Source organism: Tessaracoccus zhenghani, assembly GCF_054552775.1.
In genome coordinates this window covers 2,131,989-2,145,291 of sequence record NZ_CM137275.1, presented here as the reverse complement: position 1 = coordinate 2,145,291, position 13,303 = coordinate 2,131,989, and the positions used below count along the sequence as shown (strand labels likewise).

Annotated in this window: 15 protein-coding genes; 5 read left to right on the top strand and 10 right to left on the bottom strand. The window is 69.2% G+C overall.

Annotation, left to right across the window (positions count from 1 at the left end):
• Window positions 1–4: 4 nt before the first annotated feature.
• From ACX1DX_RS10195 to ACX1DX_RS10185, 3 genes are all read right to left on the bottom strand, one after another.
• Window positions 5–991 (bottom strand): aldo/keto reductase, encoded by a 987-nt coding sequence (locus tag ACX1DX_RS10195; RefSeq protein WP_459396516.1) that lies wholly within the window; start codon window positions 989–991, stop codon window positions 5–7.
• A gap of 72 nt (window positions 992–1,063) precedes the next feature.
• Window positions 1,064–2,308 (bottom strand): ferredoxin reductase domain-containing protein, encoded by a 1,245-nt coding sequence (locus ACX1DX_RS10190; RefSeq protein WP_459396515.1) that lies wholly within the window; start codon window positions 2,306–2,308, stop codon window positions 1,064–1,066.
• On the bottom strand, window positions 2,305–3,279 hold the full coding sequence (locus ACX1DX_RS10185) for an aldo/keto reductase (protein ID WP_459396514.1): 975 nt from the start codon (window positions 3,277–3,279) through the stop codon (window positions 2,305–2,307). The genes ACX1DX_RS10190 and ACX1DX_RS10185 overlap by 4 nt, the downstream gene beginning before the upstream one ends.
• Window positions 3,280–3,392: 113 nt before the next feature.
• Here ACX1DX_RS10185 and ACX1DX_RS10180 point away from each other — a divergent pair, with 113 nt between their 5' ends.
• Complete coding sequence (locus ACX1DX_RS10180) at window positions 3,393–4,814, top strand: phage tail sheath family protein (protein WP_459396513.1); 1,422 nt, start codon at window positions 3,393–3,395, stop codon at window positions 4,812–4,814.
• Here ACX1DX_RS10180 and ACX1DX_RS10175 read toward each other — a convergent pair.
• Window positions 4,811–5,437, bottom strand: a complete 627-nt coding sequence (locus tag ACX1DX_RS10175; RefSeq protein ID WP_459396512.1) for a GNAT family N-acetyltransferase — start codon at window positions 5,435–5,437, stop codon at window positions 4,811–4,813. The genes ACX1DX_RS10180 and ACX1DX_RS10175 overlap by 4 nt on opposite strands.
• Window positions 5,438–5,461: 24 nt before the next feature.
• Window positions 5,462–6,244, bottom strand: a complete 783-nt coding sequence (locus tag ACX1DX_RS10170) for a GNAT family N-acetyltransferase (RefSeq protein ID WP_459396511.1) — start codon at window positions 6,242–6,244, stop codon at window positions 5,462–5,464.
• Between the two features lie 169 nt (window positions 6,245–6,413).
• Here ACX1DX_RS10170 and ACX1DX_RS10165 point away from each other — a divergent pair, with 169 nt between their 5' ends.
• Window positions 6,414–7,670 carry an Nramp family divalent metal transporter gene (locus tag ACX1DX_RS10165; RefSeq protein ID WP_459396510.1) on the top strand — a complete coding sequence of 419 codons (1,257 nt, stop codon included), beginning with the start codon at window positions 6,414–6,416 and terminating at the stop codon, window positions 7,668–7,670.
• 1 nt (window position 7,671) lies between these two features.
• Here ACX1DX_RS10165 and ACX1DX_RS10160 read toward each other — a convergent pair whose 3' ends face one another.
• Window positions 7,672–8,343 (bottom strand): metal-dependent transcriptional regulator, encoded by a 672-nt coding sequence (locus ACX1DX_RS10160; RefSeq protein ID WP_182763159.1) that lies wholly within the window; start codon window positions 8,341–8,343, stop codon window positions 7,672–7,674.
• Window positions 8,344–8,605: 262 nt separating this feature from the next.
• Here ACX1DX_RS10160 and ACX1DX_RS10155 point away from each other — a divergent pair, with 262 nt between their 5' ends.
• Window positions 8,606–9,520, top strand: coding sequence for a MurR/RpiR family transcriptional regulator (locus ACX1DX_RS10155; protein WP_459396509.1), 915 nt, complete (start codon window positions 8,606–8,608; stop codon window positions 9,518–9,520).
• Between the two features lie 7 nt (window positions 9,521–9,527).
• Here ACX1DX_RS10155 and ACX1DX_RS10150 read toward each other — a convergent pair whose 3' ends face one another.
• Window positions 9,528–9,839, bottom strand: coding sequence for a hypothetical protein (locus ACX1DX_RS10150; protein ID WP_459396508.1), 312 nt, complete (start codon window positions 9,837–9,839; stop codon window positions 9,528–9,530).
• A gap of 111 nt (window positions 9,840–9,950) precedes the next feature.
• Here ACX1DX_RS10150 and lgt point away from each other — a divergent pair, with 111 nt between their 5' ends.
• Together lgt and ACX1DX_RS10140 are read left to right on the top strand one after the other, a co-directional pair.
• On the top strand, window positions 9,951–10,913 hold the full coding sequence (gene lgt, locus ACX1DX_RS10145; protein ID WP_459396507.1) for a prolipoprotein diacylglyceryl transferase: 963 nt from the start codon (window positions 9,951–9,953) through the stop codon (window positions 10,911–10,913).
• A gap of 78 nt (window positions 10,914–10,991) precedes the next feature.
• A complete protein-coding gene (locus tag ACX1DX_RS10140) occupies window positions 10,992–11,420 on the top strand; it encodes a thiol-disulfide oxidoreductase DCC family protein (RefSeq protein ID WP_459396506.1) in 429 nt (142 codons plus the stop codon).
• Here ACX1DX_RS10140 and ACX1DX_RS10135 read toward each other — a convergent pair.
• From ACX1DX_RS10135 to ACX1DX_RS10125, 3 genes are all read right to left on the bottom strand, one after another.
• Window positions 11,417–12,616: an ROK family protein gene (locus tag ACX1DX_RS10135; RefSeq protein ID WP_459396505.1), complete on the bottom strand. Its 1,200-nt coding sequence runs from the start codon at window positions 12,614–12,616 to the stop codon at window positions 11,417–11,419. The genes ACX1DX_RS10140 and ACX1DX_RS10135 overlap by 4 nt on opposite strands.
• Before the next feature lie 83 nt (window positions 12,617–12,699).
• Window positions 12,700–12,897 carry a hypothetical protein gene (locus ACX1DX_RS10130; protein ID WP_459396504.1) on the bottom strand — a complete coding sequence of 66 codons (198 nt, stop codon included), beginning with the start codon at window positions 12,895–12,897 and terminating at the stop codon, window positions 12,700–12,702.
• Window positions 12,898–12,947: 50 nt separating this feature from the next.
• Window positions 12,948–13,289 carry an MGMT family protein gene (locus ACX1DX_RS10125; protein WP_459396503.1) on the bottom strand — a complete coding sequence of 114 codons (342 nt, stop codon included), beginning with the start codon at window positions 13,287–13,289 and terminating at the stop codon, window positions 12,948–12,950.
• Window positions 13,290–13,303 lie beyond the last annotated feature (14 nt).

The window sequence follows — 13,303 nt, the reverse complement described above, 5'->3', positions numbered from 1 at the left end:
GCCGTCACCAGCGGTCGTGGACGTGGCTCCTGATGTACTCGTCGTAGATCCGTTCGCAGGCGTCCAGCTGTTCCCGGGTAAGGGGCAGCAGGGAGCCGGCGGCCGCGTTGGCCTTCGCCTGGTCCGGCCGGCTGGCGCCGGGAATCACGACGGAGACGCCTGGCTGGTCGATGATCCAGCGCAGCGCGAACTGGGCCGGGGTGACGCCCTGCGGCACGAGCGACACGAACTCGCGGGCGGCCGCGACCCCGACGTCGTAGGGCACGCCGCTGAACGTCTCGCCCTGGTCGAAGGATTCGCCGTGCCGGTTGTACGTCCGGTGGTCCTGCGGCGCGAAGGTGGTGGATTCGGTGAACCTGCCGGTCAGCAGGCCGCTGGCGAGCGGGACCCTGGCGATGATGCCGACGCCGGCCTCCATCGCCGTGGGCAGGACCTTCTCCAGTGGCTTGCGGCGGAAGACGTTGAGGATGATCTGGATGCTCGCCACGCCTGGGCGGGTGAGCGCCGTCATCGCCTCGTCGACCGTTTCGACGGACACGCCGTAATTGCGGATCCGCCCCTCCTCGACCATCTCGTCGAGCACGTCGAAGACCCGGTCGTCGGAGTAGACGGGCGTCGGGGGGCAGTGCAGCTGCACCAGGTCGATGGTGTCCAACCCGAGGAGCACCCGGGAGCGGTCGTTCCAGGCGCGCAGGTTCTCGCGGGTGAACGACTCGGGTACGTGCGGATCGGCGCGGCGGCCGAGCTTCGTCGCGACCATGATCGAGTCGTCGGCGCGCTCCTTCAGGAACCGGCCGACGAGTTCCTCGCTGTGGCCGTCGCCGTAGACGTCGGCTGTGTCGAAGAAGGTGACGCCCTCGTCGGCCGCCGTGTGGAGGACGGCCATGGCCGCGTCGTCGCCGACGTCGCCCCAATCGCCACCGAACTGCCAGCACCCCTGGCCGACGACACCGATGTCGCGGCCGGTCTTACCCAATGTTGACTTCTGCATGCCTCCACCTTGGCACAGCCGCCGACGGGGCGCCGACGTGGCCGCCCTTCGCTGACCGCGGAAGAGGGTTCTTCATCCGGCCCAGACGTCCTCGACGTAGCGGCCGCTGATCATCACCTCGTGCAGCCACGCCTCGGCGTCCTCCTCGGACCCGCAGGTGTGGTCTCGGAACAGCTGCCGGAAGCCGGCGCGCACGTCGGGGGCCATGTATCGGCCGTCGCCGCAGACCCGCACGTGCGCGCCCTGCTCGAGCAGCCGCCACACCTCGTCGCCCTCGCGCGCGATCCGGTGCTGGACGTACCGCACGCCGTCCTCGGCCGCGCGGGAGAAGACGGGACGCAGGCTGATCACGCCGGCCGCGTCAGCCGCCTCCAACTCCTCGCGGTGGAGGAAATCGACGTCCGGGTGCCGGCAGCCGAAGTAACACAGCACGGTGCCGCCCGGGGCATGCCGGCGATCCGCGATGGCGGCGCGGAACGGGGCCAGCCCGGTGCCGGCGCTGATCAGGATGACGGGGATCGACGGGTCGTCGGGCAGCCGGAAGGCCTCCTGGCAGGAGACCGTCCTGGCGTGGAGCACGTCGCCGGCCTCCACGCCCCAGAGGAAGGCGGAGGCCACCCCGGTGTAGGTGCCGAGGCCCGCGCGATGCGGTTCGTCCAGGAAGGAGACCAGCAGTTCTGCCTCGTGCGGCCGGTCCAGGGGAGAGCTGGAGATCGAGTAGCTGCGGAGCCGGATGGGGCGCACGAGGTCCAGGTACGCGTCGAGGGTGAGGGCGCAGGAGGGGAACTCCTCGAGGAGGTCCAGGACGGTCCGCTCCCGCTCGGTGACCTGCTCGCGGAACTCCTCGCGGCCCAGGGCCGCGAGAGCAGCGAGCTGGTGCCGCTCCCCGTCGTCTGACGCGTGGTCGGCAAGCTTCGCGACGCTGATGGCGCTGGGCGGGAAGCGCAGCTCGACGAACTCGGTGAGGAGTTGATGCACCGTCAGCGGGACGCCGACGGGGAGCCCCCGTCGCCCCTTCTCCAGCGTGACGGTGTGCGTCAGCTCCAGGCCGAGGCGGGCGGCTACGCGCCTGACCAGGGCCTCCGGGTTGCGGGGGAGGAGGGCGAGGTGGTCGCCCGTGCGGTAGGTCATGTCCGGCGGCAGCTGGACCCGCAGGAACCGTTTGGGTTCTCCTAGGGGGTGGCTGGTGTCCACCAGGTCGCGTGCCTCGAGCACCGGCATGGGCGCCACGTGGTAGCGCTGGGCAAGGACGTGGAACACCTCATCAGACCGCGGGGCGTCCCGCAGCCGGGCGCTCTCCTCTTCCGGGCCGGTCACCAGGCGTAGGCCTCCGGGGCCGGTCCGCCGGGGCCGGGGAAGATCTCGTCGAGGCGTGCCAGTGCGGACTCGTCCAGGCTGATGTCCAGGGCGTGGAGTGCGCCGTCGAGCTGCTCCATGGTGCGGGGGCCGATGATCGGGCCAGTGACGCCGTCCTGGTGCAGCAGCCACGCGAGGGCCACGTCGGCCGGCTGCTCGCCCAGTTCGCGGCAGAACGACTCCCACGCCTCCAACTGGTCTCGCTTCTCCTCGACGCGCCGCAGCATCTGCTCGTCGGCGCGGCGGCCGGATTCGATCTTCTGCAGGACACCGCCCAGCAGGCCGCCCCCGAGCGGCGACCACGGGATGACGCCCAGCCCGTAGTGCCGGGCGGCGGGCAACACCTCGAGCTCGACGGTGCGCGCGGCCAGGTTGTAAAGGGACTGCTCGCTCACCAGGCCCAGGCTGTGGCGCGCCTTCGCGGCCTCGACCGCAGCCGCGATGTGCCAGCCGGCGAAGTTCGAGGACCCGACGTAGACGATGTCGCCCGCTGCCACCAGACGGTCCATGGACTGCCAGATCTCCTCCCAGGACGTGGCGCGGTCCACGTGGTGCATCTGGTAGAGGTCGATGTGGTCCGTCTGCAGGCGCTGGAGCGACGCGATCGCCGAACGCCGGACGTTCACCGCCGAGAGCTTGGAGAAGTTGGGCCGGTCCTCGTCCAGGGTGGAGCCGTAGCACTTGGTGGCGAGGATCACCTCGTCGCGGCGGCCGGACTTCTTGAACCAGCGCCCGACGATCTCCTCGGTGCGTCCGCGGTGACCCTTGCCGCCGTAGCCGTTGGCGGTGTCGAAGAAGTTGATGCCTGCGTCGAGGGCGCGGTCCATGATGGCGTGCGCGTCCTCCTCCGACGTGTGTGGCCCGAAGTTCATGGTGCCGAGGACGAGACGGGAGACCTGGAGACCGGAGCGGCCGAGGTGCGTGGTGTGCATGGGTGATTCCCTTCAGCGATCGTGCCTGACTGCGACTCTAGCTCTGTCATCCCTTGACCCCCATCCCAACCGCCGCTTAGCGTGGAGCCGCCCCTCGGACGAAAGCAGAGGCCATGGCCACCTACGTCGCGCCCGGCGTCTACATCGAGGAGATTCCCGGGGGCGCGGCCGGCGTCGTCCCGGCCGCTCCCGCCATCGCCGCCTTCGTGGGCTACACGGAGCGGGCGACGGGGGACGCGGCCGACGACCTGCGCCTCACCCCCACAGGCATCGGGTCCATGGCCGAGTTCGAGCGTCACTTCGGCGGTCCGCAGCCGGAGACCGGCATCACCGTCGACCTCGTCGAGACCACGGTGGCCCGACGCGGGCTGCCGCCGGGCGTCCAGGGCGTTGCCCGCCTGCCGGAGGCTGCCCGCTCGAAACACGTGCTCCACTACGCCCTTCAGCTGTTCTACGCGAACGGGGGTGGGAGCGCCTACGTCGTGTCGGTGGGAGGCTTCAAGCCCGTCGCCACTGACCTGGCAGCGAGCGAGTTGGTGGCAGGGGTTGAGGCGCTCGATTCAGTGGAGGGGCCCCTGCTCATCGCGGTTCCGGAGGCACAGTCGCTCAGCGAGTCCGGGTATTCGTCCGTGCTCACCGCCGCGCTGGACCAGTGCGGCGACCTCGGCGACCGGTTCACCATCCTGGACCTCCGCGGCGGCACCGGGGCCGCCGACCCTCCGGACCCCGAACTGCGCGGCGCCGTCGACCGCCTGCAGGACGCAGCCCTGGGAAGCCACCTGATGTACGGCGCCGCCTACGCGCCGAACCTGATCACCGACCTGGACTTCGCCGTCGATGAACTGCAGGTGCAGGTGGTACACACCCTCGACGGTGTCAGAGGGGCGGCTGAATCCCTGTCGGGCCGCAGCCGGCAGTTCCAGGGCACTGCCCGCCGCGCCATCCGCGCGCTCCCGTTGACGTTGCCGCCGTCCGGAGCGGTCGCCGGTCTCTACGCCGCCACCGACGAAGCCCGCGGCGTGTGGAAGTCGCCGGCGAACGTGGCGCTCCTCGGCGTCGAGGGGCCGGTCGTCGAGCTCACGAGGGCAGTCAGGGACGCGGTGGCGATCCCTGCCGGCGGGAGGCCGGTGAACGCCATCTGCACCTTCGCGGGCAGGGGCACCGTCGTGTGGGGCGCCCGCACACTGGCCGGCAGCGGCAACGAGTGGCGCTACGTCGCGGTGCGCCGCTTCGTCACCTTCGTCGAGGTGTCGCTGAGGAGGGCGTTGGGCCAGTTCGCCTTCGAGCCGAACAATGCCGGCACATGGATGAGGGCGCGGGCCAGTATCGGCGACTTCCTAGCCGGCCTGTGGGGGGCGGGCGCCTTGCAGGGCGACAAGCCCGAACGTGCTTTCTCCGTCCGGGTGGGTTTGGGGGACACGATGACGGCGGGGGACATCGCCGAGGGCCGGATGGTCGTGGACGTGGGATTGGCCGTGGTGCGCCCGGCTGAGTTCATCGTCGTGCGTTTCGCCCAGGTGATGGACTCGGGCTAGACGTTCAGCCGACGCTCCAACCCGGTCTTCACGGCCGGCCACTCGTCGCGGAGGATGGAATAGACGACGGTGTCGCGGAAGGTGCCGTCGGCGCGCACCCTGTGTCGCCTCAGCACTCCCTCCTTCGTCGCGCCCAGCTTCTCGATGGCCGCCTGGCTGCGGAGGTTGAGGGCGTCGGTCTGGAGCCGCACCCGGCCGAACCCCAGGTTCTCGAACGCCTCCCTGAGGAGCAGGTACTTCGTCTCCGCGTTCACCAGGGAGCCCCACCAGCGGCGTCCGTAGACCGTCCAGCCGAGGTGCACCGCCTCGTTCTCCGGCTCAGCCTCTCCCAGGGACGAGGCGCCGACGAGCGTTCCCGCCGGGCCGAGGTCGCCGTCGACCGTGAGGCGCACCACCCACGTCACGCGGGACGCATGTGCGGCGGGTGTCGCGGCCCAGGCGGAATAGACGCGCCGGAGGGCCTCGGCGTAGCTCCTGGGCGGCGGGTACATGACGAAACCATGCTCGTGCAGGCGCGGATCAAGCACGAGTTCGGCCAACTCGTCTGCGTCTGAGGCGCGGAACGGCTCCAGGCGGACGAGCCGGCCGCTCAGCGTCTTGGGCTCAGGCGGTGTCGCGACCATGGAAAAACGCTACACCGGACGCCATCAGGATTGGAGTCCCAATGATTCATGGGCCTGCTGGAGCACGGTGAGCTGGGCGGTGAGGTTGACCAGCGCATTGCGCACCTCGTCGGTGTCCTCCGCTGCGGCAGGGAGGGCTGGGAGGTCGCTGGTGCCGTGGGCGTCCAGGACCGGGGTCCACCCGCCGAGGCGGGCCTCAAGGCCTGCCTTCACCCGCGGCCAGTCCTCCGTGATGATCGAGTAGAAGACCGAATCCCTGGAGCTGCCGTCGGCGCGGATCTTGTGCCGACGCAGGACGCCCTCGCGCACGGCCCCCAGCTTCTCGATCGCGGCCTGGCTGCGGACGTTGCGCACGTCGGTCTGGATCTGGACGCGGCTGTAGCTGAGGACCTCGAACGCCTGGCGCAGCAAGAGGTACTTGCCCTCGGGGTTCACCGGAGCACCCCACCAGCGACGGCCGTAGATGGTGAAGCCGAGGAAGGTCGCCTGGTTGCCGGTGTCGAACGGCCCCAGCGAGGTGGTGCCCACGAGGGTTCCGGGGGTGCCCAGCCCGCCGTCGCCGGTCAGCCGGACGGCGTAGCTGAGGCGGTCTGCGCCGCCCGCGCGGGTGCGGTTGGCCCACCACGTCCAGACCCGCTCCACCGCTTCATCGTGGGTCGACGGGGTGGGATACATGACGTATCCGTTGGTGTAGAGGGCCGGGTCGAGCAGGAGGGTGGCCAGCTCGTCGGCGTCGGATTCTTTGAACGGCTCAAGCCGGACGAACCGCCCGGTCAATGGCTCTGTTGAGGGCGGCAGCGCGACCATGGGAGAAGAGTAGGGCCGCCCCGCGGCAGGGATGCAAATCGACGCGTTCGGTGGCCCTCCGCAGCGCCACATCGCCGGACCGTTCGGCCGAGCGCGCGGCCGACCCCCACATTCAGTGCACCCATGCCTTAAACTTCGGGTGGACGAACTTATCCATTCGGGAGATCGCATGAGTGCTGAGGTCGATGAGAAGGTGGGCGCCACCGTCGCGCCGACGAGGCCGCCCAAGGGGGCGTGGCTGCTCGGCCCGGCGCTCGTCGCGGGTGTGGCCTACCTCGACCCCGGCAATGTCGCCGTCAACATGTCGGCAGGAGCCCAGTTCGGGTACCTGTTGGTGTGGGTGCTGGTGGTGGCCAACGTCGCGGCGTGGCTGGTGCAGTACATGTCAGCCAAACTCGGGCTCGCCACGGGCCACAGCATGGCCGAACTCCTCGGCGAGCGGATCGGCACCCGCACCGGCAGGCTCCTCTACGGCATTCAGGCCCAGTTCGTCGCCGTGGCCACCGACATCGCCGAGATCATCGGTGGGGCCGTTGCGCTCTGGATCCTCTTCGACATCCCCCTGGTGGCCGGGGCCGTCATCACCGGAGCGGTCTCGACGGTGCTCCTCCTCGTCCAGTCGGAACGCGGGGCCAAGGCCTTCGAGTTCAGCATCATCGCTCTGATGGCCATCATCGTGATCGGCTTCTGTTACGGCTTGGTGATCTCGCCGCCCGAGGCTGCGCAGGTCGCGGGAGGGCTGTTACCGAGGTTCGACGGTACCCAGTCGGTCCTGCTGGCCGCCAGCATCATGGGCGCCACCGTCATGCCGCACGCGATCTACGCGCACTCGTCGCTGGCGCGCGACCGGTTCGCCCACACCGAGATCCCCGCGCGCCGGCTGATCCGCGCCACCCGCGTCGACGTCACCATCGCGCTGAGCATCGCCGGTTCGGTCAATCTGGTGATGCTCCTGGTGGCCGCGACCGTGCTGCCGGGCGTCCCCGGCACCGACAGCTTGGAAGGCGCGCACCTCGCTATCCAGAACGCGCTGGGGGCCACTGCCGGTTCCATGTTCGCCATCGCGCTCTTGGCCTCGGGCTTGGCCTCCACGGCGGTGGGCTCCTACGCCGGAAGTGACATCCTCGGCGGCCTCTTCCGCACCAGGCTCAGCCTCCTCACCCGTCGGCTGCTGACGATGATCCCGGCAGTTCTGGTGCTGGCGGCCGGTGTCGATCCCACGGCGGCGCTGGTGCTGAGCCAGGTGGTGCTGTCCTTCGGGATCCCCTTCGCCGTGGTGCCGCTGGTGTGGCTCACCTCGCGCAGGAAACTCATGGGCGCCTACCGCAATACGACGGCCCTGACCGCTGCGGGCTGGCTGGTGGCGGGGGCGATCGTCGCGCTCAACGTGGCCCTGTTGGCGATGCAGCTCGGGCTGGTCGGTTGACCTAGGGCGTGACCCAGACGGAATCCGTCGCGGCCCGGCCGAGAGTCAGCGTCTCGTCGGCGCTGTCGACGATGATCTCGATGCCGCCCGAATAGGGGAGGCCGGGCCTGGCCTCCAGCACGGTGCCCACCCCGATGCCGTGCTCGGCGAAGAACTGCAGCAGGGCGGGGTCGTCGTCGGAGATCCGCTCCACCCGGGCGGGGTGGCCGGTGCCGAGGTCGGTGAGGGCGACGGCGTCCAGTTGCAGGATGCTGCCGTCGGCGTTGGGAATGGGGTCGCCGTGCGGGTCACGGTCGGGGTGTCCCAGGTGCTCCGCGATGCGTTCCACCATGAAATCCGAGACGGCGTGCTCGAGGTGGTCTGCCTCCTCGTGCACCTGATCCCAGCGGTAGGCGAGTACTTCCACGAGGAACGTCTCAATGAGACGGTGTCGCCTGACCATGGCCACCGCATGCGTGCGGCCCTCGTCCGTGAGGGTCATCGACCCGTAGGGAGTGTGCTCGACCAGGCCGAGTTCGCCTAGCCGACGCACCGCATCGGAGGCCGTGGACATCCGCACGCCGACGCGGGCCGCTACGGCAGAGGTGGTGACGGGGTCATCAGACCATTCGCCCAGGCTCCAGATGGCCTTGAGGTAGTTCTGATTGCTCGTCGAGAGCGCCGACACGGACATGCTGAGATGTTAACAAACTCGTATCTTCGCCCTGACGAACTTCAGTTTGGCATACCAGGAGCGTCTAAGTAAGGAGGCTCATTTTTCTCAGCGGGCCCGCGTGGCGTCACAAAAAGTTTCATGTCCGGGTGCCAGCCTGGCAGGTGCTGATGACTAGGTACGTGGCCTGGCCGGCGGGCCTCTCAGGGGCCGCGGGGGCCGTTGCAGAGCGTTGAAATGTGGTGGGCCGGCGGTAAATCCTGTCAGGCGCGCCGAGGTCGGTATGTACTTGACATATGCCCGTGAGGGCTACTATTGCGCCATGCCTTCCCCCGACGTGAACTCCCCCTCTGGGCTGGTGGCACGGATTGAGACAATGTTGCCCAATCTGCGCCCCGCCGAACGACGTGTCGCTGAGGCGGTGCTGACGGATCCGGCCGCCGTGGCGCGGGAGTCGATCTCCGCACTCGCCGAGCGCTGCGGCGTGTCTGCACCCACAGTCGTCCGCTTCTCCAAGCGCGTGGGCCTGGCTGGTTACCCCCAGCTCCGCGTCGGTCTGGCGATGGCTGCCGGCGCCGAGGCCGGCCGCACCGGACGGCCAATGACCGCGGGCATCGTGGGTGAGGACGACTCCTTGTGCGACATCGCCGCCAAGGTGGCCCACGCGCACGCCAACTCGATCGAAGAGACCCTCTCCGCGCTCGACCTCAACGCGCTCAAGTCTGCAGTCCGCACCCTTTCCAGCGCTGAGAAGATCGACGTCGTGGGTATCGCGGGAAGCGGGCTGATCGGGGCCGACCTGGTCCACAAGCTGCAGCGATTCGGCTACAACGCCTGGGTGCAGGCAGACAGGCACGCGGCGGTGACAGCCCTGGCGCTGCGTGGCCGCGGCGACGTGGTGGTGGGCATCTCGCACACCGGCCACACCGCCGACGTGGTGGAGCCTCTCCGGATGGCTGCTTCCCGTGGCGTGAAGGTGGTTGCGATCACCAGCGACGACCAGTCTCCGTTGGGTCTGCTCGCCGACACCGTGCTCACGTACCGCTCCAAGGAGCCGGCCTTCCGCCTGGGTGCGATGGCCAGCCGGATCGCTCAGCTGAGTGTCATCGACTTCCTGCTGGGTGGCATCGCGATGCGTCAGGCTCAGCCCGTGCGCTCCGCGCTGGACAGCACCTTCAAGGCCGTCGGCGCCCTCTGAGCCCCGATCAGGCCGCTCGCGGTGCGCCGCTCCTGGCGCGTTCGTAGGACACGAGGGCTGCCGCGGACAACTCCGCCGGTGACGGGCGAGGCGACTTCACGCCGATGCCCGGCCCGCTGACCGTCCACGTGCCCCCGCGGGTGCATTCGCTCTTGGCGACGACGACGGCGCCCCCGGGCGTGACGAACGACAGCCTCGGCCGGTCGTCGTCAACGGTGATCTGCCCATCCAGCTCGGGACGCATCGCGATGAGATGCGATTTGACGGAGAAGATCAGCAGCAGGTCTGAGATACCGGTGTCGGTGATCAATTCGTTCATGTGAACTACTTTGCCGCTCGCCTCCGACATTTCTCTCGCGCGCACAGGGGACCGGTCGCGAGGGTCGGCTGCGCGGCGGGCTCGCCTTGGCGGATATGCGAAGCTTGGCGCGTGAACCCCCTCGTGCTGACGTTCCCGGATTTCGATCCCGTGGCCCTCAACCTCTTCGGCCTCAAGATCCACTGGTACGCGATCATGTACCTACTCGCGTTCGCCATGGCGTATGGGCTGATGCGGCGTCGTCTGGCGCACGAGCCCTACCGCTCCATCACGAAGCCCCAGCCGTGGTCGTCGGCCGACATCGAGGACATCCTCCTCGCGTCGATCATCGGCGTCATCGTGGGCGGCCGCCTGGGCTACTCCCTCTTCTACACGAACGGCTACCACCTACAGAACCCGTTGGAGATCATCAGGGTGTGGGACGGCGGCATGAGCTTCCACGGCGGCGCGATCGGCGTCGTCCTCGGTCTGGCCTGGTACGCGTGGCGCAAGAAGCGGCCCTTCCTCCAGGTGGGCGACTTCCTCGCGCCGTCCGTGCCCATCGGCCTCGCGGCTGGGCGTTTCGGCAACTTCATCAACGGTGAACTGTGGGGCAGGCCGGCCCCCGAATCGCTGCCGTGGGCCATGATCTTCCCCACGGGCGGAGACGTGCCCAGGCACCCGTCGCAGCTCTACCAGATGCTCCTCGAAGGGCTCCTCCTCTTCGTCCTGCTGTGGTTCTACGCCCGCAAGCCGCGCTTCCGCGGCCAGGTCACGGCCGCCTTCCTCGCCGGCTACGGCAGCTTCCGGTTCATCGCCGAATTCTGGCGCGAGCCGGATGCGCAACTGGGCATCCTCGGGCTGGGTCTCAGCATGGGCCAGTGGCTATCCCTGCCGATGATCCTCATCGGGGCGGGGTTGTGGTGGTGGGCGCGCCAGCGCCGCGTCGACGACCGCGAAGAGCCTGTGGACAACTCGGGGGACAACTCCCACGGTGAGGCCGCCGCCGATTCGGCGTCCGAAGGCTCGACACCAGACGACGACACGCCCAGCGACAGGCGCGAAGACACCCACGGCAACCCCCGGGACAACTGACGAGGGGCTTATCCACAGGTCCGTTGCCACGTACAGTGGAGACTCACGGCAGTTCGTACTCAAACGGGCAGGACAAGCATGGATGAGCATCTGAACGAGTCGGCACAGGCTGGGGATAACTCCGTGGACAACCCCCGGCCGACCCGGCCACTGGTCCTCTACGACGAGGACTGTGGCTTCTGTACCACATCAGCCCTCGCCACGCAGACGCCGTGGTTCCGCGCGCAGGTCACTGTGACGGCTTTTCAGCGCGTGGATCTCGCTGTCCACAACCTCACTGTGGACAAGTGTGCGGAGAGTCTTCACGTCGTGGATATCGACGGCAGCGCGCATGTGGGCAGTGACGCTGTCGCCGTCGTGTTCCGCGAGTCGCGGTTCCCCTGGCCGCTGGTGGGGGGCGTCCTGCGCCTGCCTGGGATCCGCTGGGTGGCGCAGAAGGTGTACGCGATCGTGGCGCGCAACCGCTACCGGTTGCCCGGCGGCACGGCCGCGTGCCGGCTGGATTAGCGCTCGAGGAGCGGGTCCACCCAGGCAGCCGGGCCGCTGACCACGGGGCCGAGCGCGGCCAGACCTGCGCCCATCGCGGCGCGGCGGGGCGTGTGGTCCACCAGTTCCAGCTCGATGCCCGAGTGTGGCGCCCACAGCACGCGCGTGGTGAGCTCGCGCTGGAGCGGCTCGCGGAGCCACTCGCCGACACTGGCGAGGTGCCCGCCCAACCGCACGGTGGTGAGATCGAGCAGGTTCAAGGCCGCGCCGATAGCGATGCCCAACGCCGACGCCAGCGTGTCGATGGCCGCCTGAGCAACGGCGTCACCCTCCGCGAGCGCGGCAACCACGCCGTCGATGTCCGGCTGCCCGGCAAGGCTGGACACGGCATGGGCGCCGGCCACCGTCTCGAGGCACCCGCGCGCGCCGCAACCACAGAGCTCGCCGTCGGGATCCACGCAGATGTGGCCCAGCTCGCTTGCCCAGCCGTGCCGGCCGCTCATCAACTGACCATCCAGCGAGATGGACGCGCCGATGCCCACCTCGCCGGTGACGTAGAGGAACGACGACCCCGGGTTCTCCCGCAGCACGGTGAGCGCGGAACAGTCGACGTCGTTGCGCACGGTGAGCCCCAGCCTGCTGCCGGCCACCTCCACGTCCCAGTGGAGGCCGGGCTCGACCCCTTCCCACGCGAGGTTGGGGGCGCGCAGCACGCGTTGGCCCTCCCTGTCGACCAGACCCGGGATGGCGAGGAGCGCGCCGGAGACCCGGGCTCCTTCGGGCACGTCCTTGAGTGTTTCCCTGGCGATGTCGCAGAGCCGGGCCATGCCCTCCTCGACGCTGAACGACTCCACGTCGATGTCGATGTAGCGCTCCGCCTGCACCTCACCGGTCAGGTCGACGAGGGTGGCGACCATGCGCTCGACGTTGACCTCGAGACCGAGGGCGAAGACAGTACCGGGGCGGATCTTGAGCGGGACGGCCGGGCGGCCCCGCGAGCCACCGACGGCCTCGCCCTCCTTGACGAGTTCGCCGATGATGAGGTCGTCAACCAGCCTGGACACCGTGGAGCGCGTCATCCCCAACCGGCCGGCGATGTCGGCGCGGGAGACGGCTCCGCTGTTCGCCAGCACTTCGCCCAGCACGAGCGCGAGGTTGCCCGTGCGGACGGATGCCTGCGTCATCCCCGCGGTGACTGGTGTCTCAGAGTTGAACATCGCCCCTCCTGGCAGGCCGGTACTGATCAGACCTTCGTCCATTCTCCCCGACAACTCGGTGAAAGGCCGCACGCGGGGGTGAGCTATGAGCGATCGTCGGGCGACGCATCGTCGGCATCCTGCCGTGGATCATCGACCGGGGGCCGGCGCCGCAGGATGCGCGCGAGCTCCACGATGATGAAGAAGATCACCAGAACCGCCGCCGCGCCCAGCAGGATGAGCGGCCAGAGAGGCATCGCTCCCTCGGTCTCAAGGAGCTGGACGTCCAGCGGAATCAGCATGCGCCCATCATCCCACGCGCGCTCCGCGCCCGGACGTGACGGTGAGGGGATCAGACGATGAGTTCGGCCGCCGCATCTGCGTAGGCACAGGCCAACTGCATCAGGTCGGCCCGGTGCCGGTCGATGCGGCAGCGGCGGGGCTCGCTGCTGATCCCCTCACGCGCCCACCGCTTGCGGGCCAGGGGCAGCAGGTGGACGGGGAGTTCCCCGTCGCGGTTGGTGACCCGCCACCAGCTCACCTCGCCGCCGCGGGTGGCCATGATGGTGCCGACCCTGCGCGCGGAGGTGCCGACGAGTTCCGCGATGTCGCCGTACGACACGACGGACCCCCGCGGAACCTGTTCGACGGCTCGCAGAACCAGTTCGACGGTGACCTCCGCCTGCTGCGCCATCTCAGGCCCCCTTC